Genomic DNA, 21,894 nt, shown 5'->3' on the forward strand with positions numbered 1-21,894 from the left:
AACAACAAACCCCTGATGTGTGCACGTCAGGGGTTTGTTGTTTTCAGTGGGGTAGGAAATATGTCAGTTAGTTTCTTATTGAAGCTGCCGCTTATGCTTCCAGCGGCGGTGCGACCATAGATAGTCGGAAGGGCTAGCCTGAATATCCCGCTCCAGCTGGCGGGCAAAAGCCTCGGTTAGCTGATGCTCAGCGGGAGGCAGCACGCTCTGCCCGTCGTGGAGTTCCGTGAACGTAATTTCATAGTACCCGCGCCGCACCCGGCGAATTCCGACGTACACCACCGCGCACTGAAACTGGGCGGCCAGCCGGTCGGCGCCGGTGTAGAACGGGGTATCTTGGTGCAGAAAGTTTGTCCAGTAGGGGTAGTCCTCGGGGCCGGCTGCTTGGTCGGAAAGCAGGCTGAGCGTGCGGCCCTGTCCTTTGTGCTTCACTAAGTCGCGCAAGGTGCTGAGCATGGGCACCAGGTGAGCCCCAAGCCGGCTCCGCAGCCGCAGCATAAAGCTCTCGAAGAAGGGGTTCATCAGAGGCTTGTACACGCCACCAGCCTTGCCAGGGTACTCCAGCGCCGCTGCCGACAGAATCCACTCCCAGTTGCCGGCGTGCGAGCCCAGAGTGAGCACCTGCTTGCCTTCCGGAAAAAACCGGCCCAGCACCTCCGGATTAGTGAACCGAACCCGCTTCCGTAGCGCCGCCGCCGATATAGTGCGCAGCTTCAGGATTTCTACAATAACCTGTGCGAAATGCCGGTAAAATCCCTTGCCAATGTGCCTGATTTCAGCTTCTGATTTATCCGGAAAGGAATTACGCAGATTTTCCAGCACTACCCTCTGGCGGTACCGCAACCCGTAAGCCATCAGCCCATACAGTCCCCCGGCAATGCCATACAGCACCGGCAGCGGCAGACTCGACAGGCCCACCAACAGCCACTCAAGCGGACGATAATACCACGGATATGTACGGGGGGTAGCAGCGGGGTAGCTCATTAGGGCATTACGGCGCCGACGGGCGCGTAGTCCGCCGGGGTGCGGCGTACGGAGGTCTTTTGGGTGGAAAGCACTTGATTTTTTGCGTTGCGGACTTCCAAAGTCAGGGTATAATCGCCAGCTGGCACGGTGGTCAGGTCCAGCTCGCCGGTCAGTACGGTGGGTTTGCCCGCACTCGGTTGTGCAGCTCCCTGCCCACTGGCGGCGTCTTTGGTGGCTTTAGCGGCCCGCAGCCGGTAGCGAACTATAAGTGGCTGCGCGGGGGTAGCGTTGTATAGCTCGGCGTAAAAGTACAGCTTCTCCATTCCGCGCCCATATAGCCCACCCGGCGTCCGCGTCAGGCTGAGTCCGTTGCGAATAAAGTTGTTGGCTTCCACGCTCGAGCGGCTGGCGGGCTTGCTGAGTAGCACTAAGTCGCTGAGGACGGCTTTTGTACCGCCAGATTCTATAGTCAGCGGTTTCTCCACAATATCGGTGGTAGCCGCGCGGTATTGGTCGCGCATTTGCCCGCGCAACACGTATTGCCCTTCGGGCAGCGTCAGGCGCTTCTGAAAGCTGATGGGATTCTTAATGGCCGCGGTAGTATCGCGCAGAACGGGGGGCCGCAGGGTCACGGTTTCTTGATACACCGCTGTGCCATCGGGGCGCACAGCTTCCAGCGTAACAGTAGCACCGGCCTGAAACATCTTCGGACCCCGCCGGTGGTAGGTCAGGTATTTGCCCGAAACCGTGGCGTACACTTCCACCACGCCTCCCTTCACGGCAACATCCGGATTGCGAAATGTGGCCACATCCAGTTGCAGTTGCCGCTGAGCAAGGGCCGAAGTCAACGGAATAAGTAGTCCACCAAGCAGGAAAAGAAATCGGAGTTGTCGAATCATCGTGTCAGATTGTCGGTAAAAGTGAATGCAAAACGGCAGATGCGTCAGTATCTGAATCCGAACAAACACCCCGCTCAGTCGCGTCGTTTCAAAAACACCATCCCACTTTCGTACAAGCTGTCCCCATCTTTGGAACCTGAAAAGGGCTCTTCCCGAAGCGGTAAAGATACTTTGCCGCCAATATGCCACGCAGTTATTTTCCGCTTTGCGCGTTTTTACTACCCCTTCTTCTGCCTCCAATGCCTTCTGTTTTATTTGAGTCACAATACAATCCGCCGGCTTCCTTTTTTGCCGAACTACTAGGGGCCGAATCGTTGTTGCTAGAAACACACGACAACTACCGCAAGCAAACCTACCGCAACCGTTGCCTGATCCTGACGGCCCAGGGCGTACAGCCTCTAACAGTGCCTGTTATTGATGGCAACCGTAGCGAAAAAGTTTTCACGTCGGCCATTGAAATTGATTACCGGCAGAACTGGGTGCACCGTCACTGGCGCACATTGCAAACCGCTTACGGAGGCACGCCGTATTTCGAATATTACGCCGACTATTTGCACGATATCTACGTACAAAAGCCACGGCTGCTTTTCGAGCTTAATCAGAGCCTGTTGCAGTTCCTGCTGCGTTGTCTGAAGCTCCGGTTACCTATTCAGCTTACCTCCGAATACCACCCGCCTACCTCCCCTCTTTTTCATAACCATTCCGTGCTGGATCGGCGCGACTGGCTGACACCAAAGGACCCGGCCCCCGCCGGACCTGACAGGACGTCGGTTCGGCCCTACCCCCAGACGTTTGGTAAAGATTTTGTACCGGGACTCAGCATCTTAGACCTGCTCTTTATGCAGGGCTCGGCCGCCGGCAGTTTTCTTACGTAGTGTACTTGCCGCCTCCGAACCTTAGCCCGCCTCCTTCTGTTTTCAGAGCACAGCGGCCCAACCCGCCAGCGCCTATTTTAGGGCTTGCGGGGTTCCGTTTTTCTTCACTACCTTATCTGCATGGAAGCTAAATTCTCAAATCGTGTCAAGGAGGTCATCTCCCTGAGCCGGGAGGAAGCCATCCGGCTTGGGCACGACTATATCGGTACCGAACACCTATTGCTGGGCATGATTCGCGAGGGGGAAGGCACGGCCATTGGTTTGCTCAAGAAACTGGGCGTATCGGTGGACGAGCTGAAGTACGCCCTCGAACAGGCTACCCGCAATACCGCTACCCAGGGCACCAGCATTACCGGCTCCATTCCCCTGACGAAGCAGACCGAGAAAGTCCTCAAGATTACCTACCTGGAAGCTAAAATCTTCAAGAGCGAAATCATTGGCACGGAGCATTTGCTGCTGTCGATTTTGCGCGATGAAGACAACATTTCGTCCCAAATCCTGAGCAAATTCAACGTGAACTACGAATCCGTACGTGATTCGCTGGACTACCACGGTAACACGGCGAACAACCCCACCAACGGCCCTGAGGCCGATGACGACGACAACGACCGCCTCTTTGGGGGCTCAGCAGGCCGCGGCGGTGCCGGGGCTGGCTCGGCTCCGCGCAAAGGCAACGAAAAGTCGAAAACTCCGGTGCTCGACAATTTCGGCCGCGACCTGACCAAGCTCGCCGAGGAAGACAAGCTCGACCCCATTGTAGGCCGCGAAAAGGAAATTGAGCGCGTAGCTCAGATTCTGTCGCGCCGCAAAAAGAACAACCCTATTCTGATTGGTGAGCCCGGCGTAGGTAAGACGGCTATTGCTGAAGGCTTGGCCCTGCGCATCATCCAGAAGAAGGTTTCGCGCGTGCTGTTTGGGAAGCGTGTGGTTACGCTTGACCTCGCCTCGCTGGTAGCTGGCACCAAATACCGTGGCCAGTTTGAGGAGCGCATGAAGGCCGTAATGAACGAGCTGGAGAAGTCGCCCGACGTTATCCTGTTCATTGACGAACTGCACACGATTGTAGGTGCTGGCGGAGCTTCTGGCTCGCTGGACGCTTCCAATATGTTCAAGCCAGCTCTGGCTCGCGGCGAAATCCAATGCATCGGTGCTACTACCCTCGACGAGTATCGCCAATACATTGAGAAGGACGGCGCCTTGGCTCGTCGTTTCCAGATGGTAATGGTGGACCCCACCACGCCAGAGGAAACCATCGAAATCCTGAACAACATCAAGGATAAGTATCAGGACCACCACCATGTGTACTACACCGACAAGGCTATTGAGGCCTGCGTAAAGCTGTCGGATCGTTACATGTCGGACCGCTTCCTACCGGACAAAGCCATCGACATTCTCGATGAAGCTGGTGCCCGCGTGCACATCAACAACATTGTGGTGCCGGAGGATATTCTTAAGCTCGAAGAGCAGATTGAGAACATCAAGACGGAGAAAAACCGCGTGGTGAAGTCGCAGAAATACGAGGAAGCCGCCAAGCTTCGCGACACGGAGAAGAAGCTGATTGATCAACTCGACCAAGCCAAAAAGGATTGGGAAGAGGAGACCAAGAAGAAGCGCTACACCGTGAAGGAAGAGAACGTGGCTGAGGTTATTGCCATGATGACCGGCATCCCTGTTTCGCGCGTGGCTCAGAACGAAAGCTCCAAGCTGCTGAAAATGGGTGAAGAGCTGAAAGGCAAGGTAATCGGCCAGGATAAGGCCATTGCCCAGCTTGTGAAAGCAATTCAACGCACCCGCGTAGGCCTGAAAGACCCGAAGAAGCCGATTGGTTCGTTCGTGTTCCTCGGCCCGACCGGTGTAGGTAAAACGGAGCTGGCCAAAGTACTGGCTACCTACCTCTTCGACAAAGAAGATTCGCTGGTGCGGATTGACATGTCGGAGTACATGGAGAAGTTCAGCATCTCGCGCCTGGTAGGCGCGCCTCCCGGCTACGTGGGCTACGAGGAAGGCGGTCAGCTGACGGAGAAAATCCGCCGCAAGCCTTATTCTGTAATTCTGCTCGACGAGATTGAGAAGGCGCACCCCGACGTGTACAACCTGTTGCTGCAGGTGCTTGACGATGGCATCCTGACCGACGGTCTGGGCCGTAAAGTGGACTTCCGCAATACCATTATCATCATGACCTCGAACATTGGGGCCCGTGACCTGCAGGACTTCGGTGCTGGCATCGGTTTCGGCACCAAGGCTCGCCAGGAAAACATGGATGAGATTACCAAGGGCACCATCACCAATGCCCTGCGTAAAACCTTCTCGCCAGAATTCCTCAACCGTCTGGACGACGTTATCGTGTTCAACTCTCTGGAGAAGCAGGATATTCACCGCATCATCGACATTTCGCTGTCGAAGCTGCTGGGCCGCATCCAGACGCTGGGCTACCGCGTGGAGCTGACCGAAGCCGCCAAGGACTTCGTGGCCGAGAAAGGCTACGACCCCAAATACGGTGCACGTCCGCTGAACCGGGCCATCCAGAAGTACATCGAAGACCCGATTGCCGAGGAAATCCTAAAGGCAGAAATTGCCCAAGGCGACGTTATCACGGCCGACTACACGGCTGGCGCTGAAGAGTTGACGTTCGCTGTAAGCAAGAGCGGTGAGCAACTCAACCTCGCCAGCGATGAGCGGCCAGAGGAAGCTCCCGAGCCCAACGATGACGAGCCAAATGACTCGAAGAAGAAAGGCGAGTAATCATCTGAAATAAATAAAAAGACCGGCCTCTTCGCAGAGGTCGGTCTTTTTATTTATACTAAACTCTTATCTGTTACATCTTGAATATGCATCTGGTATTTATTCCCTTTCTTACTATTCTATTGCTAAGTTCAAAATATCTACAAAGCTCTACGCCCAAATATCCTTACGATCCTAAGCTCATCACTGAGCAAAGCGAAATCAATTTTGCCATTACCGATAAGCGAGGCATACTATCAGCAGAAGGGACGGTTTACTTCATTTCTCCAACTGAGGAATCAACAATTGTTGCTTGTCGCGACAAAAAGTTTCTATGGAAAGTCAACGCGGCCAGCCAATGCGGCTCTGCTTCGGTGCATCAAGCTGTTCGCTACCTCAAACTCACTTCCACAAAATTGGAAGTCATTTATGGTAAGCATAGTTTCCTTACTATTAAACTCAGCACGGGACAGGTTACATGTCAAGGAAGCGACTGATTTGCCCTGTAAGCCATCATAAAGCCGCGCCAGAATTCTGGTGCGGCTTTTCTTTACGGGTACGTTACCTTTGGCTTCTGACCTAAGTAGCAAAACCGACTTCCTCAAGCCCACCCAATGTCTGATTCGCGCACTGAAGCCCAACTAAGCAAACTCGAAATCCTCGACCAGAAAAATCAGGAGGCCCTACTTGGCGGCGGCCAGGCCCGCATTGATGCACAGCACAAGAAAGGCAAGCTCACAGCCCGGGAGCGAATTGACCTGCTGCTCGATGAAGGCTCCTTTGAGGAAATTGGCAAGTTCGTGATGCACCGCTCCAAGGACTTTGGCCTGGACAAGGAGTACTACCTCGGCGATGGGGTAGTAACCGGCTATGGCACTGTGAACGGCCGGTTGGTATATGTCTTTTCCCAGGATTTCACGGTATTCGGCGGCTCGCTGAGCGAAACTCACGCCGAGAAAATCGTGAAGATTATGGACTTGGCCATGAAGAACGGCGCCCCAGTTATCGGTCTGAACGACTCGGGCGGGGCCCGCATTCAGGAGGGGGTAGTAAGCTTAGGTGGCTACGCCGATATCTTCTACAAGAACACCCTGGCTTCGGGGGTAGTACCGCAGCTGTCGGCCATTATGGGGCCGTGTGCCGGTGGTGCCGTGTACTCGCCGGCCATCACCGACTTTATCCTGATGGTGGAAGACACGAGCTACATGTTCGTGACTGGCCCGAACGTGGTGAAGACGGTAACCCACGAAAACGTAACCAGCGAAGAGCTGGGCGGTGCTAGCACCCACTCTACCAAAAGCGGCGTGACGCACTTCACGGCCCCGAACGAGGTAGCCTGCATCAATCAGCTGAAGTCGCTGCTGAGCTATATGCCCCAGAACTGCGAGGAAACGGCCCCGGCCCTACCCTACGAAGCGGGCTTGGATGAGTCGCGGGCGGTGCTGGACACTATCATTCCCGAAAACCCCAACCAGCCCTACGACATCCGGGAGGTAATTGAGGGCATCATTGATGCCGATTCCTTCATGGAAGTGCACCAGAACTTCGCCGAAAACATTGTGGTAGGGTTTGCTCGCCTGGGCGGCCGGAGCATTGGCATTGTGGGCAACCAGCCCGCTGTGCTGGCCGGCGTACTCGACATCAACGCCTCCACCAAAGCCGCCCGCTTCGTGCGCTTCTGCGACTCGTTCAACATTCCGTTGCTCGTGCTGGAAGATGTGCCCGGTTTCCTACCCGGCACCGACCAGGAGTGGCGCGGCATCATCACCAACGGGGCCAAGCTGCTCTACGCCTTCTGCGAAGCCACCGTACCGCGCATCACCGTTATTACGCGCAAGGCATACGGCGGAGCCTACGACGTGATGAACTCCAAGCACATTGGGGCTGATATGAACTACGCCTGGCCTACCGCCGAAATTGCGGTGATGGGGGCTAAGGGCGCGGCCGAAATCATTTTCAAGCGGGAAATAGCGGCGGCCGAAGACCCCGAAGCCAAGCTCCAGGAAAAGGTAGATGAATACCAGCAGAAATTTGCTACCCCCTACCGCGCCGCCCACCGTGGCTTCGTAGACGAAGTGATTTTGCCGTCGCAAACACGGCAGAAGCTCATCCGGGCGTTTAAAATGTTGGAAAACAAAGTAGATACCCTACCCCGTAAGAAGCACGGAAACATTCCGTTGTAACCTTAGCGGCCCCTAGTATGGACGTATTTTCAGCCAGCAATATTCTTCCCGCTATTCTGCTGATGGCGGTGGGTGCGCTTATCGTGTACTTAGCACGGTCCGTGCAGCGGGGCAACGTTGAAATTTTGGCTGGATATGATGCGGCTCGCGTAACCGATAAAGCGGGGCTGGCATCTTGGGCCGGACGGAGTTTGCTTGTGCTTGGCTACTGGCAAATGGCCGCTGGTCTGGTGAGCTTTGGTAATGTCTCTATTGGAGGCACCATCTTTTTTCTGGCAACAATAATCTTGGTAGGACGGACCGTGATAGGTGCCCAACGGTTCCAACGCTAACCTTGTCTTTTCTCCTTTCCGTAGCTTCTGACTTTTATGCGTCAAGAATCATTCGACTTTCTTCAGAAATACCTGAATAATCCCTCTCCTACTGGCTTCGAGAAAGAAGGCCAGCAGCTGTGGCTGGAATATATTAAGCCCTACATCGACGAGTATTTCGTGGATACCTATGGCACCGTGGTAGGCGTTATCAACCCGGAGGCTAAATACAAAGTGGTGATTGAGGCCCACGCCGACGAAATCAGCTACTTCGTGAACTACATCACCAAGGAAGGCTACCTCTACCTGCGCAAAAACGGCGGCTCCGACCCCTTGGTAGCCCCCAGCAAGCGCGTGAACATCCACACCAAGAAGGGCATTGTGAAGGCGGTGTTCGGCTGGCCCGCCATTCATGTGCGTAAGGCCGATCAGGACAAAGCCCCGACTATTGAAACCGTATTCCTCGACTGCGGCGCCTCAAGCCGGGAAGAAGTAGAGGAAATGGGCATTCATGTAGGCTCGGTGGTAACCTTCGAGGACGAATTCTCGGTGCTCAACAACCGGTTCTATGTGGGCCGGGCCCTCGATAACCGCGTGGGTGGCTTCATGATTGCTGAGGTAGCGCGCATGCTGAAAGAAAACGGCAAGCAGTTGCCTTTCGGCCTCTACATTGTGAATGCAGTGCAGGAAGAAATTGGTTTGCGTGGGGCCGAAATGATTGCCCACCGCATTCAGCCCGACGTGGCCATTGTGACGGACGTAATTCACGACACGCAGGCCCCGATGTATGAGAAGAAAACCTCCGGCGATCTGCACTGCGGCAAAGGCCCCGTCATTACTTACGGTCCGGCCGTGCAGAACAACCTGCGGGAGCTTATTATTGAAACGGCCCAAACCGCAGAAATTCCGTTCCAGCGCGCTGCTGCTACCCGCGCCACCGGCACCGACACCGACGCCTTCGCTTATTCAAGCGCTGGTGTAGCTTCGGCCCTGATTTCCCTACCCCTCAAGTACATGCATACCACCGTAGAAACGGTGCACAAGGACGACGTAGAGAACGTAACCCGCCTCATTTACGAAACCCTACTGCGTATTGAGGACGGCCACGATTTTCGCTATTTCAGTTAAGCAATAGCGAAACAGCTGCAAAAAGTGAGGCTTCAGGCTGGGTAACCCTCAGTTTGTGGCCTCACTTTTTTCTTTCCTACTCTCCTCTCACCGACTTAAACCCTGGCCGCATGCCCTTAGTACCACCGCCACAAATGCCACTCACTGTAACCGACCAGATGAACCGGCGCGTGGCTGTACCGTTTCCGCCGCGCCGGATTGTGTCGTTGGTACCTTCGCAAACAGAGCTTTTGTTTGACCTGGGGTTGGGCGAACGGGTAGTAGGCGTCACGAAATTCTGCATTCACCCGGCTGAGGCCCGAAAATCGGCTGCGGTTATCGGCGGGACCAAGAATTTTCACTTCGAGCAGATAGATGAGCTGCGCCCCGACCTTATTATTGGCAACAAGGAGGAGAATTATCAGGATGGAATTGAACAGCTAGCCACCCGCTACCCTGTATGGATGAGCGACATCCTGACGCTGTCCGACTCCGTGGATATGATTCGGCGTTTAGGCCTGATTACCGGTCGCAAGGAAGCGGCGGAGCAGGTCGGTCGGGAAATCCTGGCTTCCTTCGCCGCCCTACCCCCTGTTGCTGCCCCAATCCCGACAGCTTACTTTATCTGGCGCAAGCCCTACCTAGTGGCCGCCAGCGGAACCTTCATCGACGATATGCTGGAGCGTGCGGGCTTCCGAAACGTGTTTGGTCACCTCAGCCGCTACCCTGAAATAACACCCGAACTGCTCCGGTCCGCTGCCCCCCAGCAAATTTTACTATCGTCCGAGCCATACCCCTTTGGCGAAAAGCATGTGGCGGAGTTTCAGGAAATATGCCCCGAAGCCCGGATTCGTATGGTGGATGGGGAGTTGTTCAGCTGGTACGGCAGCCGGCTGCGGTACTCTGCGGCCTATTTTCGGGAGCTTATAGCTGAGTAGAGCCGCGCCGGCTCATCAGCCTGAACAAGAACAGACGAAGTCTACCCTGAAGATCCCCTGAGCAGCAGGGCATTCATACTATCGAGGATTGAGTAAAGAGGCCTATGACCCTCAAGAACCGTCGCTACCCCCGGGTCTATTCCAAACTCTCGTTCATCATAAAAGTAAGAAGCCACTTTCTGCATCAGAAAGTGGCTTCTTACTTTTATGATAACTTAGTACACCGGAGCTGGCACGGGGTCAGTTTGAAAACCCGCCTGCTCTAGTTCCTTCCAGAATTGGGGGTAGGACTTGCGCACTACCTGAGGAGCCTCTACCGTCAGGGGGCCTCGCAGGGCCAGGGGGGCAAAGGCCATAGCCATGCGGTGGTCGTGGTAGGTAGCCACAGTCTGGCCTTCTACCCGAAAATCTTCTGCAGACACCCGGAATCGGCCCTCACCTTCATCGGTCAGAGCCCCGCCGAACTTGGCCAACTCTAGCTGCAGTGCCGCAATTCGGTCGGTTTCCTTGATGCGCAGGCTTTCCAAGCCGGTCATTTCCGTTGGGATGCCGAGGGCCGCTGCTACCACAGCCACGGTTTGCGCTAAGTCAGGACAATCGGTAAAATCCTGGGTCAGCGACGTGGCCGGCTCCACCTGCGTGAGGCGCACAGCTTCATCGGCCAGAAACTCAGTTTTCACGCCCAGCTTTTCCATAATGCTCACAATAGCCTGGTCGCCCTGCCAGGAATAGCGGCGCAGCGTGGGTAGGGTGAGCGAGGAGCCTGCTGGAGCCAAGGCAACCATGGCGTACCAGTAGCTGGCCGCCGACCAGTCGCCTTCTACGGTATAGTTGGTGGGTTGGTAGGCCTGCGGCCGCACTTCCAGCACCTCGCCCAGGTCGCGGCATTGCGCCCCGAAGTGCTGCATCAGGGCCTGCGTCATTCGGATATAGGGCCGGGAGCCTACCTTGCCCGTCAGCCAGATGCGCAGACCGTGTGGTAGTGTAGGCCCAATCATAAGCAAAGCCGAAATGTACTGGCTGCTGATATCCCCGCGCACGGTCAGCTCGGTGAAATCTGCATCTTCCTCGGTAGCAGGCTGTGGGGTGCGGCCTTGCAGCCGGAGCGGGGGGTAGCCCTCCTGGCCGGTGTACTCAATGCGGGCTCCCAGCTGGCGTAGGGCATCTACCAAGACTCCGATGGGACGCTCTAGCATACGGGCTGTACCAGTCAGCTCGGTTTGCCGGCCCGTCATGGCCAGGTAGGCAGTCAGGAAGCGCATCACGGTTCCGGCATCTTCGGCATCGAAAGTGGGCGCGGTGGGGTCTTGCAGCAGGCGCTGCATCAGGCGCGTGTCGTTGGCATCGGAGAGGTTACTGACTTCGCCGCCTTCCGCCAATGCTCTGATGATCAGGGCGCGGTTACTTTCACTTTTCGAGGCTGGCACCTGTGCTTTACCCCGAAGCGGGCCGCCCGCCCAGGTAAGGGTTATGGAAGAGTTAATGATGATGGCAAGAGTTGTAAGCGGAAGCTCCAGCTTCGCACTTCATGAAACATGGCTAGTGGCTAATTTCTTACACGTTGATTCAGCCACCAGAAACGAAGCTGGAGCTTCGAGAGCTATTATCTACAACCGATGGTAGTACCGCAAAGAAGCGGCAATTTCCTCCAGAGTAACAGGCTGGTTATACACTCCACGGCCAATGCCTTCGAGCAGGGTACAGTTGATGGTAGAGCCAGAGTTTTTCTTGTCCTGCTGCGCATATTCTGCAATGGCTTCGGTTTCCAGCGTCACGAACTGCACTTTCTCAAATATCGAGAACAGGAAGGTTTCTATCTGATCCAGCTCGGTGTCGCTTAGCAATCCTTTGTGGTGGCTTAACCACGCCTCGCAGATCATGCCAGCCGCTACGGCCTCACCGTGCAGAATCTCACGGCCCGGCTGGGTGAGCAGATAGCTTTCCAGGGCATGGCCCACCGTGTGACCAAAGTTTAGGAGCTTGCGCAGGCCGCTTTCCAGCGGATCCTGCCGCACAATCTGCTGCTTCAGGCCCACTGACTCCTGAATTGTGGAAGTCCAGTCGTCTAGCATAATGCCTATTGAGCGGTTCCGCGCAAATGCAGCTGCGTCGGCAATCAGCCAGTGCTTTACCACTTCGGCGTAGCCAGCTTTCAGCTGGCGTGGGTCCAGGGTTTGCAGGAAGCGGGGCTCAATGCACACGGCTAAAGGCTCCTGAAATACCCCAATCTGGTTTTTAAAGCCCAGAAAATCGACGCCGGTTTTACCGCCCACGCTGGCATCTACCTGCGCCAGCAGGGTAGTAGGCACCTGCACAAACGGAATTCCACGCTTATAAAGCGCCGCGCAAAAGCCTCCCAAGTCCGTCACTACCCCGCCGCCTACGTTCACCAGCAGGGCGTGCCGGTCGGCCTGGGCCTCAGTCAGCGCAGTCCAGACGGTTTCACAGGTCGCCAGTGTTTTATACTCCTCCCCAGCCGGAATTTCAATGGGAGTATACCCTTCAGGCAAGTGCTTTTCAAGTAAGGGCCGACAGTAGCGGGCCGTGTTGATGTCAAACAACACAAACACCCGGCTGATAGCGGGCCGACGGACTATTTCCGCCAAGGCAGCTAATGCGCTGGACCCTATGAACAGGTTTTCGTTCAAAATAATATCGTTTTAAAAAAACTTCACTGTCAGTAAAGAGAAATCGAACAAAAATAGCTTGCTTTGATGCAACTATTCAGCCTGAGTTCTGCTCATACAAGTGCAACTTACTTTCTATTAAGTTATGGCGTATTTTACTCGTAGTGTAATTACTGTAGCATTAGCAGGCGGCGGGCTGGCCTTAGGCAGCTGTAGCCGCGACTCAGTGCCTACTGTGGAAGAAAAATTGGTAGGCCGTTGGGAGTGGCAGCAGACCGAAACCAACAACCACAAGTCTCTGACCCCGGAGAACACCGGCCACCGCGTACTGGTAGAATTTGACCGCCGGGGTCGCGCCCGCTTTTACCAAGATGGCCAGTTGGTAAGCGCCGCCGCGTTTTCGGTACGTCGGGTTATGAATGGCTTTGGTCGCTCTTCGCAGCACGTTATTATTTACCGCGGCTACCAGAACAACCAGTACTATTCTATTTCAGGCAATCGGCTGCACCTGCAGGATGCCAGCGGCAAAATATCGGGGCATACTTATATAAGAGCGGCGCCGGAAGTATCCGTACAGGTGCAGGGGAGTAAGGCGTTCTAACAGGAGGGGTTTGGGCTAGCAGCAGGGGTAGGCAGCTGCCACGGGCTAGCTAAGCGAGGCGCTACAAACCTCAGGATTGAGGGCTGCGGAGCGGGTAGGTAGGTAATCAAGCAACTATCCAATTCCGAACGGTGTTTACCGGCTATCTTTGCCGCTGTGACCACCCAGTTGCCACTTATCTCTACCACCCTCCAATGCCTGTAACGCAAGCTCCACCCGTTTCCTTCGACGATACTGCCGTTGCCTTCGCCTCCAAATCGGATGGCGAGTTGCGTAAGATGTACGCTTTGTTTGCAGCCATGAACAACAACTCGCTGGTGAAAACCGGCGGCGGGCTGATGAAGGCAGCATTAAAATGGCATCTGCCGGGCACAAAATTTCTGATCAAGAAATCTATTTTCGAGCAGTTCTGTGGGGGTGAGTCTATTCAGGAATGCCTGCCTGTGATTCAGGAGTTGGGCCGCTACCACATCGGTACCATTCTAGACTACTCGGTTGAGGGAGAAGGCGACGATAAGAGCTTCGATGCTACCACCACTGAGTTGCTAGCTACCATCGACCTGGCGCACCGCTCCCAGAACATTCCATTCTCTGTGTTCAAGGTTACGGGGGTAGGCGACGCCGCTATTCTGGAAAAGATTCAGCAGGGTACTCCCTTATCTCCTGCCGAGCAGGCCAGCTTTGAGCGGACCAAAAAACGGATTAATGCCATTTGCGCCCGGGCTCATCAGTACGGAGTGCGCGTGTTTGTAGATGCTGAGGAAAGCTGGTTTCAGGAAACCATTGATCAGCTTACCTACGAAATGATGCAGCGCTACAACCGGGAGTCGGCCATTGTCTGGAATACTTACCAGCTTTACCGCCACGACCGGCTTGATGCCCTGAAAAAAGCGCACGCTGATGCTGTACGTGGAGGCTATTTCCTGGGCGGAAAACTGGTGCGGGGAGCCTATATGGAGAAGGAAGGCCGCGTAGCTGCTCAGCATGGCCGTACTACCCCCATCAACCCCAGCAAACAGGCAACCGATGACCTGTACAACGAAACCCTGCGCTATTGCATTGAGCATATTGACCGCATCAGCATTTGCGCCGGCACGCACAACGAAGCCAGCTCCCTCCTCCTTACCGAGCTGATGCAGGAACGCGGTCTGCAACCCAACGACCAGCGTGTGTGGTTCGCACAGCTTTATGGCATGAGCGACAACCTGAGCTATAACCTAGCTCACGCCGGCTATAATACAGCTAAGTACGTACCCTATGGCCCCGTGGAAGCTGTGATGCCCTACCTGCTCCGGCGCGCCGATGAGAATACGGCTATTGCGGGCCAGAGCAGCCGCGAGTTTCTGCTGATTCAAAAAGAAATGAACCGCCGGAAAGCCTAAGTTCTATTCCTATATAGTTGAACGGCACAGTTTTGGTTAGCGCCCACCCGCTGCCTGGGTTTTTGCCCGGTGCAGCGGGTGTTTTTTTTGCTACATTCCGCTTTCACTTTCCCCCGATTCCCGCCCATGACCGGCCGAGTACGCAGCCATTTGATTCGTTTTGCCCGCACCCAGGTAGGCACTACCAGCTACTTAAATCTGGTCCAAGAAGCCGAACTGGGACTTAACCTGGACATTTCTCATGAGAAAGCCCGCCTCAACGAAATTCTGGCGGAGATTTCCGAAACGGAGTTTCGTGATGGCCGCCCTGTTTTGAGCTGCCTAGTAAAAGTAGAAGGCTCTAAAGGCCAAGGCGACAATTTTTATAAGCTCTGTGAGCGGCTGGGTTTAGGTGAGTGGCGTACCCTGAAGCAACAAGAAGACTTTTTGAAAACCATGCGCCGCGAGTGCCGGGAATTTTGGAAAGACGCTGGCAACTTTGAAAAATTTGCTTGAGCTATAATTGCCCTTAAGGGGCCGTTGAAGCCTTTTTTGACTGGCGAGAGAAGAGGAAAGCCGAATTATTTCTGCAACCCCGCTTGACCTGCTACCGTTAAGCATCTCGAAACCGAATGTTGGATTATTCTTTTCATTTATAGTCCACTTCGGAGTACTCTCTCCTTTCCAATTAACTTCAACTCCACCCTTATGAACACCAACGAATCAAACAACCCGACTAACACTGGTACTGGTTCAGGCGCTAACTATGGTACTGGCTCGGCTGGCTCTGGCTACGGTGCCGGCACTGGCAGCACCAACTCTAGCGGCAACATGGGTAACGCCAACACCGGTGATTCTGCTAACCAAGGTGGCCTGGGTTCGTCTTCGTCCTCTTCTTATGGCTCGTCTAGCACTTCGGGTGCTGACACCAATCCTCATCATGACTACAGCGCTACGCAAAAAGGTGCCTCTGTAGCCGGTTCGGCTGGTGCTACGGTAGGTGCTGGCGTTGATGCCGTGCAGAACGCCGCTGGCGACGCTGCTCGCGCTGTGACGGGTAGCAACACTACTTACGGTTCCTCTACCTACGGTTCGTTCCGTGACCGTGACAGCGCTGAGCGTGCATACCAGTCGCTCTCGACGCGTGGTTATAGCAAAGATGACGTGAACGTGCTGATGTCGGACGACACCCGCAAAACTCACTTTGGCGACCACACCCCCGACACTGAGCTTGGCGACAAAGCCATGGAAGGTGCTGGCGTAGGCTCGGCTATCGGTGGCACGGCTGGTGCTATCATCGGTGCCATTGCCGCCATTGGTACGTCGGTAGCTCTGCCAGGCCTGGGCTTGGTAATTGCTGGCCCAATTGCTGCTGCACTGGCCGGTGCTGGTGCCGGTGGTCTGACGGGTGGCCTAGTAGGCGCCTTGGTAGGCTCGGGCATTCCGGAAGAGCACGCTGCTGAATATGAAAGCGACGTGAAAAACGGTAACATCGTAATGGGTGTGCGTCCTCGCAACGAGGAAGACGCTCGTTATTTCGAAGAAGAATTCCGTCGTCACAGCGGCGACAAAGTACGTCGCTACTAATCTGGCAACAGGTTTGCAATAAAAAAGCTCTTCCTGCCTTCGGGCAGGAAGAGCTTTTTTGCTTTTCAGAAGCCGAAGCTGTGGCGCATTCCCAATTCCGTGCTTACTTGCTAATCTGCATATATTCGGCGGGCACTAGGTTTCGCGGATGCAACCTCTCCGGACTCTTTTCCACCTTTAGAATGATATTGAAGACCCCGCATGGGCACTTATTTCCTTACCCCCGACGTTTTCCTTAAAACCGCCGGCATTGCCTGTGCGTAGCCTTTAGCAGGCTCCTTTCTTCCGACTTTTCTTCATTTCATCCCCGTTAGTTCATGTCTTCCCCCCGACTCAAGATAGGCCTTTATGCCTCGGTGTTGCTGGCGGTGTTCGTATTGGCTTCCTATAAGCTGTACCGGCGCAACGATGGCCGTCCCCCTCAAAAGGATGAAGTTCTCATTAAAGCCATGCTCCAGGGCTTAAGCCAGGCTCACTACCAGCCCGAGCGCATTGATGACGCCTTCTCCAAACGTGTTTTTGATCTGTACTTAAAGCGCCTGGACGGTAGCAAGAAGTTTTTGTTGCAGTCCGACGTAGAGCAACTGCGCAAGTACCAGAACGACATCGATAACCAGGTGCAGCGCGGCACGCACGAGTTTCTGGACCTGAGCACCCAGCTGATGGCTCAGCGCGTGAAGGATATTCAGGGTCTGTACCGAGACATCCTGTCGAAGCCTTTCGATTTTACCACCGATGAAACCTTCGAGACAGAGTCGGACAAGGTGACATTTGCTGCCAACGCTGCCGCACAGCGCGAAGAGTGGCGCAAGTTTCTGAAATACCAGACGATGGTGCGCGTATCGGAGATGATGGACGAGCAGGCGAAGAAGAAGGACAAGCCTTTGGCTTCTACTTCTGCTACCCCTTCCCCAGCTACCACCTCGGAGCCTACCCGCACTCCAGCTCAGATGGAAGCCGAAGCCCGCAAGCGGGTGCAGAAATACTTTGATGACTACTTCAAAGACCTGCAGCAAAACGATGCCAATGACCGGTTGGCTATGTATGCCAACACCATTGCTAACACCTACGACCCTCACACTGAGTACTTCGCTCCGCGTGATAAGGAAACCTTTGATATTGCCATGACCGGCCGCTTCGAAGGCATTGGTGCTTCGCTGCAGGAAAAGGACGGTCAGATCAAGGTAGCCGACATTATTCCGGGTAGCGCCTCCTACCGCCAAGGCGAGCTGAAAGCCGGTGACCTGATTTTGCGAGTAGCTCAGGGCACGGCCGAACCAGTATCAGTAGAAGGCATGCGCTTGGATAAAGTAGTAGCACTCATCAAGGGCAAGAAAGGCACGGAAGTACGCCTGACGGTGAAAAAACCTGATGCCAGCACCAAAATCATTTCCATCATCCGGGATGTGGTAGTGATTGAGGAAACCTACGCGCAGTCGGCCACTATCAACGAAAATGGCACCAAGCTGGGCTACATCAAGCTGCCTAACTTCTACGCCGACTTCAATGACAACGGTGGCCGTAGCTCGGCTGCTGACGTGAAGAAAGAACTGGAAAAGCTGAAAGCTGAAAACGTGCAGGGCGTTGTGCTCGACCTGCGCTTCAACGGCGGCGGTTCTTTGCAGGACGCCGTGGAAATGGCTGGTCTGTTCGTGGATAGCGGCCCCGTAGTACAGGTACGTAACCCCCAGGGTGCTCCTACCATCCTCAACGACCGTGACCCGCGTGTGCAGTACGGCGGTCCGCTGGTTGTGCTGGTAAACAAGTACAGTGCCTCGGCTTCTGAAATTCTGGCTGCTGCTATTCAGGACTACAAGCGTGGGGTAGTAATGGGCTCGGCCAGCACTTATGGCAAGGGTACCGTGCAGCGCATTTTTGACCTCGATGACGCCATGCCAGCCGAGTTCAACAGCATCAAGCCTTTCGGTTCGCTGAAGCTGACGACCTCAAAGTTCTACCGCATCAACGGTGGCTCGACGCAGTTCAAAGGCGTTATTCCGGACATCATTCTGCCCGATGCTTACAGCTACCTCGACCAAGGCGAGAAAGAAACTGACTACCCCCTGAAGTGGGATGAAATCACGCCGGCCCGCTACCGCGCCTGGAATGCGGCACCGCCTATCGACAAGCTGCGCCAGGCTAGCCAGGCTCGCGTGAATGCCAGCGCCAGCTTCAAGCAGCTCTCTGACATGGTGGCCCGAATGGTGAAGCGCAAGGATGACACGAAAGTGTCGCTGAAGCTGGCCAACTACCGTGCTGAACAGGAGCAGGCTAAGCTGGAGTCAGATAAGTATGAGACCATCCAGAATGCGGCTCATCCTATTGCTATTGCTCCCCTGACCTTCGATCTGCGCCAGTTGGGTGCCGATACCATTAAGGTGAACCGTGCTTCCCGTTTCGTGAAGCCCTTGAAAAAGGACATCACCCTGCGTGAAGCTGTAGCCGTGCTGAAAGACCAGATTTAATTTCAGTAATAGCTCAATAAAAAGCCCCTGCACACTAGCTGTGCAGGGGCTTTTTTGGCTTTTCATCAATCCATCATGAATCATTAGCAAATCGACCCTAAAAAATTTATTTGCTACAGTTATTTATTCACATATAAACGTCTGTAAATCATGCATTTGATTTTATATATTCGTGTCAATATTTTTAGCAAATAAGAACTCAAAACATGCTATATTGGTTTATAAAGCATGACAACGATGAACATGGAAACGACCATTATTCCGCTCGTTACGGAAGAGCAGAAGCAGGCTGAGGAAATCTGGCGCAAATCCATTCCGGCCCAGGTGTTCCTTAACTACTTCTTCGCAATCAACTACCACATTCAGGAAGCTGACGACGCCATGGGCGGTCTGCAGCACCTGCCTTTCTTCCGGGCTCACCAAGCTGAGCTGACTGACGCCGACGTGCAAGCTATTACTAAGCTGCTGCACGCTAGCTGGAGCACTGAGTACGCCCTGCGCGCCACTGCCGAGCTGGGCGATGAAGACTACTTGCGCAATGCTCTGCACTGGACCTTCCCGCAGGCCTATCATACCATCATGGCTGGGTTGCAGGCTTTCCTGTACACGGCCGGCGTCCGCAGCAACAACCCTTCCCTGATTCGCCGGGAGGTAGGGCGTCTGGTGGTGCGCAATGCCTACCCTCGCCCCATATCCTTCTATGCGGCCGGTGCCTACGGCGACTTCAGCATTCACCGCCTACCCCTGGCTGGCTACAAAGCCGGGCTGCACATTGCCAGCAAGGAGATTGACGCTCAGGCTCAGATCGGGCAGTTCCTGCGCACTACCCGCAAGCTGAAGGCCCAAGCCACCCGCCAGCAAGTGCAAGCCAACCCGAACACAGCGCTGCGCAGTCAGAAGACGGGCAAGGTGCTGGATAAGTGGACGGCTGCTCACTGGCAGCAGATTACCTGGCGCCTCGGCTACACCACTATCTTCGACCTGTTGGGCCGCCTGCGCATCTCCCAGACAAGCCGCGAGATTGAGCGCTTCGTGGAGGCTGAGATTGACTTCAAGCTATTCCACCAGTCCTTGCTCAACATTGTGAGCTACCTCAACGGCATCCACGAAACCTACGTGGCCAAGGCTATGGGGCTGGAGCGCTACCAGCAACTGGTGGCTGAGCTGCCGAAGCACTTGCAGAACTCATTTGTGCAGGAGCGCCTACAAACCCGCGTTGAGCCCCAGCTCCGCGACAACGAGCCGACCATGCGCATGGCGGCCTAAGGTACCCCGAGCTTTTTTTAGTAGTCCGACTGCATATACACGTAAGCGCTGGCCCCCTGGGCCGGCGCTTTTTGTTTGTGCTGAGCTTACCACCACTACATTTTGGGCAACTATCCAACTCTTCGGTGGTTTATGCAAATAAGTGTTGGAGCCGCGCTATTTTTGCAGCTTGACTTTACTAGCCCCGCGTGGGCTTTCTTTTTAGACCTTGTACCATGCAGCACCTCAGCGAACAGGAGATAATCCGTCGTGGCAAATTGGAAGAGCTCCAGAAGCTCGGCATTGAGCCCTACCCCTCCGAGCTGTTCGACGTGAACTTCTACGCCCAGGAGATTCTCGAGAACTACCACCCCGAGCTCAACAACTTTCAGGATGTCAGCCTGGCCGGCCGCCTGATGTCGATTCGGGTGAAGGGCAAGGCCTCGTTCGCGGAGCTGCAGGACGCTTCGGGCCGCATTCAGCTTTACATCAACCGCGACGAAATCTGCCCCGGTGAAGACAAGGAGCTGTATAACACGGTATTCAAGAAGCTCGTGGACCTCGGCGACTTTGTGGGCGTGAAGGGCCATGTGTTTAAGACGATGGTAGGCGAAACCTCCATCCACGTAACCGGCTTCACGCTGCTAAGCAAGAGCCTGCGCCCCCTGCCCGTGGTAAAAGAGCGGGTAGATGAAGCCACCGGCGAGAAAATCACCTACGACGCCTTCACCGACCCTGAGCAGCGTTACCGCCAGCGCTACGTGGACCTGGTAGTAAACCCGCACGTGCGCGACGCTTTCGTGAAGCGGACCCAACTGGTGCAGGCTATGCGCAACTACCTCAATGACAAAGGCTACCTGGAGGTGGAAACGCCCATCCTGCAGCCTTTGTACGGTGGCGCGGCGGCCCGTCCGTTCAAAACCCACCACAACACGCTGGACATGACGCTCTACCTGCGCATTGCCAACGAGCTGTACCTGAAGCGCCTCATCGTGGGTGGTTTCGACGGGGTGTATGAATTCTCGAAGGACTTCCGTAACGAAGGCATGAGCCGGTTCCACAACCCGGAGTTCACCCAAATGGAGCTGTACGTAGCCTACAAGGACTACTACTGGATGATGGACTTGGTGGAGGAAATGGTGGAGCGCGTGGCCCTCACGCTGCACGGCAAAACCGAAGTGCAGGTGGGTGAAAACCTCATCAACTTCCAGCGCCCCTGGAAGCGCTTTACCATGGCCGAAGCCATTGAGCACTACACGGGCTTCAACATTGATGGCAAGAGCGAGGAAGAGCTGCGTGCTGCCGCCAAGGACCTGAAAGTGGCCCTCGACCCGAGCATGGGCAAAGCCAAAATCATTGATGAAATCTTCGGGGAGCATGTGGAGCCTAAGCTGATTCAGCCCACGTTCATCACTGATTACCCCGTGGAAATGTCGCCGCTGGCCAAGAAGCACCGTAGCAAGCCGGGCTTGGTGGAACGCTTTGAGGCAATCTGCAACGGTAAGGAAATCTGCAACGCCTTCTCGGAACTGAACGACCCCATCGACCAGCGCCAGCGCTTCGAAGACCAACTGGAACTGGGCAAGCGCGGCGACACCGAGGCCATGGTACTCGACGAGGACTTCCTGCGCGCCCTGGAGTACGGCATGCCGCCTACGGCCGGTCTGGGCATTGGCATTGATCGCCTGAGCATGATTATGACCAACTCGAACTCCATTCAGGACGTGCTCTTCTTCCCGCAAATGAAGCCGGAGTACACCAAGTCGGAAAACGCGCCGAAGCCCGAGGCGGAAGCGTAGTTCCCTACCCCCCTAAACGTCAGAAAGCCTCCCGCTAATAAGCAGCGGGAGGCTTTCTTTTGTAACTGACTAATTCTGTCCGTTGAACAGCCTTTGCCTGAAGAAGCTTGCGATGGGCCTGTACGATTTTACTACCAAGGTTTGTTAACCATTCCTTTGTAGAAGCTCTACAGCCGGCAATTTTACGACAGGTGCGTATCCAACTTCTT

The 21,894-nt window shown here is 55.0% G+C and carries 18 protein-coding genes; 14 read left to right on the forward strand and 4 right to left on the reverse strand.

Features of this window, described 5'->3' with window-relative positions; genetic code table 11:
* Nucleotides 1-75: 75 nt before the first annotated feature.
* Entirely contained in the window at nt 76-984 is a 909-nt protein-coding gene (locus DNI29_RS11655) for a lysophospholipid acyltransferase family protein (RefSeq protein WP_238388072.1), read from the reverse strand.
* Entirely contained in the window at nt 984-1,865 is an 882-nt protein-coding gene (locus DNI29_RS11660; RefSeq protein ID WP_123823221.1) for a hypothetical protein, read from the reverse strand. Before DNI29_RS11660 ends, DNI29_RS11655 begins: the two co-directional genes overlap by 1 nt.
* Before the next feature lie 239 nt (nt 1,866-2,104).
* On the opposite strand from DNI29_RS11660, the gene DNI29_RS11665 reads away from it, so the two are divergent.
* The 7 genes from DNI29_RS11665 (at nt 2,105) to DNI29_RS11695 (ending at nt 10,000) form a co-directional block, all read left to right on the forward strand.
* Entirely contained in the window at nt 2,105-2,740 is a 636-nt protein-coding gene (locus tag DNI29_RS11665; protein ID WP_110978297.1) for a WbqC family protein, read from the forward strand.
* Between the two features lie 120 nt (nt 2,741-2,860).
* A complete protein-coding gene (locus DNI29_RS11670; RefSeq protein WP_110978298.1) occupies nt 2,861-5,482 on the forward strand; it encodes an ATP-dependent Clp protease ATP-binding subunit in 2,622 nt (873 codons plus the stop codon).
* 80 nt (nt 5,483-5,562) lie between these two features.
* Nucleotides 5,563-5,958: a hypothetical protein gene (locus DNI29_RS11675; RefSeq protein ID WP_123823222.1), complete on the forward strand. Its 396-nt coding sequence runs from the start codon at nt 5,563-5,565 to the stop codon at nt 5,956-5,958.
* 117 nt (nt 5,959-6,075) lie between these two features.
* The gene (locus tag DNI29_RS11680; RefSeq protein WP_110978300.1) at nt 6,076-7,644 is read left to right on the forward strand and encodes an acyl-CoA carboxylase subunit beta; all 1,569 of its coding nucleotides are present in this window, start codon (nt 6,076-6,078) and stop codon (nt 7,642-7,644) included.
* 17 nt (nt 7,645-7,661) lie between these two features.
* The gene (locus DNI29_RS11685) at nt 7,662-7,976 is read left to right on the forward strand and encodes a hypothetical protein (protein WP_110978301.1); all 315 of its coding nucleotides are present in this window, start codon (nt 7,662-7,664) and stop codon (nt 7,974-7,976) included.
* Nucleotides 7,977-8,012: 36 nt separating this feature from the next.
* Nucleotides 8,013-9,083, forward strand: a complete 1,071-nt coding sequence (locus tag DNI29_RS11690; RefSeq protein WP_110978302.1) for a M42 family metallopeptidase — start codon at nt 8,013-8,015, stop codon at nt 9,081-9,083.
* A gap of 134 nt (nt 9,084-9,217) precedes the next feature.
* The gene (locus DNI29_RS11695) at nt 9,218-10,000 is read left to right on the forward strand and encodes an ABC transporter substrate-binding protein (protein WP_110978711.1); all 783 of its coding nucleotides are present in this window, start codon (nt 9,218-9,220) and stop codon (nt 9,998-10,000) included.
* A gap of 215 nt (nt 10,001-10,215) precedes the next feature.
* Here DNI29_RS11695 and DNI29_RS11700 read toward each other — a convergent pair whose 3' ends face one another.
* Both DNI29_RS11700 and aroB read right to left on the reverse strand, forming a co-directional pair.
* Nucleotides 10,216-11,517: a 3-phosphoshikimate 1-carboxyvinyltransferase gene (locus DNI29_RS11700; protein WP_317048756.1), complete on the reverse strand. Its 1,302-nt coding sequence runs from the start codon at nt 11,515-11,517 to the stop codon at nt 10,216-10,218.
* Between the two features lie 90 nt (nt 11,518-11,607).
* Nucleotides 11,608-12,648 carry a 3-dehydroquinate synthase gene (gene aroB / locus DNI29_RS11705; protein WP_262510220.1) on the reverse strand — a complete coding sequence of 347 codons (1,041 nt, stop codon included), beginning with the start codon at nt 12,646-12,648 and terminating at the stop codon, nt 11,608-11,610.
* A 124-nt stretch (nt 12,649-12,772) separates the two neighbouring features.
* Between aroB and DNI29_RS11710 the strand changes: the two genes are divergently transcribed.
* The 7 genes from DNI29_RS11710 (at nt 12,773) to lysS (ending at nt 21,685) form a co-directional block, all read left to right on the forward strand.
* Nucleotides 12,773-13,228 carry a hypothetical protein gene (locus DNI29_RS11710; protein ID WP_110978305.1) on the forward strand — a complete coding sequence of 152 codons (456 nt, stop codon included), beginning with the start codon at nt 12,773-12,775 and terminating at the stop codon, nt 13,226-13,228.
* Between the two features lie 194 nt (nt 13,229-13,422).
* Nucleotides 13,423-14,610 carry a proline dehydrogenase family protein gene (locus DNI29_RS11715; RefSeq protein WP_110978306.1) on the forward strand — a complete coding sequence of 396 codons (1,188 nt, stop codon included), beginning with the start codon at nt 13,423-13,425 and terminating at the stop codon, nt 14,608-14,610.
* A gap of 126 nt (nt 14,611-14,736) precedes the next feature.
* A complete protein-coding gene (locus DNI29_RS11720) occupies nt 14,737-15,105 on the forward strand; it encodes a hypothetical protein (protein WP_110978307.1) in 369 nt (122 codons plus the stop codon).
* A 192-nt stretch (nt 15,106-15,297) separates the two neighbouring features.
* Nucleotides 15,298-16,176 carry a hypothetical protein gene (locus DNI29_RS25440; RefSeq protein ID WP_438834628.1) on the forward strand — a complete coding sequence of 293 codons (879 nt, stop codon included), beginning with the start codon at nt 15,298-15,300 and terminating at the stop codon, nt 16,174-16,176.
* A gap of 317 nt (nt 16,177-16,493) precedes the next feature.
* Entirely contained in the window at nt 16,494-18,641 is a 2,148-nt protein-coding gene (locus DNI29_RS11730) for a carboxy terminal-processing peptidase (protein WP_110978308.1), read from the forward strand.
* Nucleotides 18,642-18,869: 228 nt separating this feature from the next.
* Complete coding sequence (locus DNI29_RS11735; protein ID WP_238388075.1) at nt 18,870-19,907, forward strand: hypothetical protein; 1,038 nt, start codon at nt 18,870-18,872, stop codon at nt 19,905-19,907.
* A gap of 215 nt (nt 19,908-20,122) precedes the next feature.
* Nucleotides 20,123-21,685: a lysine--tRNA ligase gene (gene lysS, locus DNI29_RS11740; protein WP_110978309.1), complete on the forward strand. Its 1,563-nt coding sequence runs from the start codon at nt 20,123-20,125 to the stop codon at nt 21,683-21,685.
* The last annotated feature ends 209 nt before the right edge of the window (nt 21,686-21,894 follow it).

The organism is Hymenobacter sediminis (assembly GCF_003231285.1).
Taxonomy (GTDB): Bacteria; Bacteroidota; Bacteroidia; order Cytophagales; family Hymenobacteraceae; genus Hymenobacter; species Hymenobacter sediminis.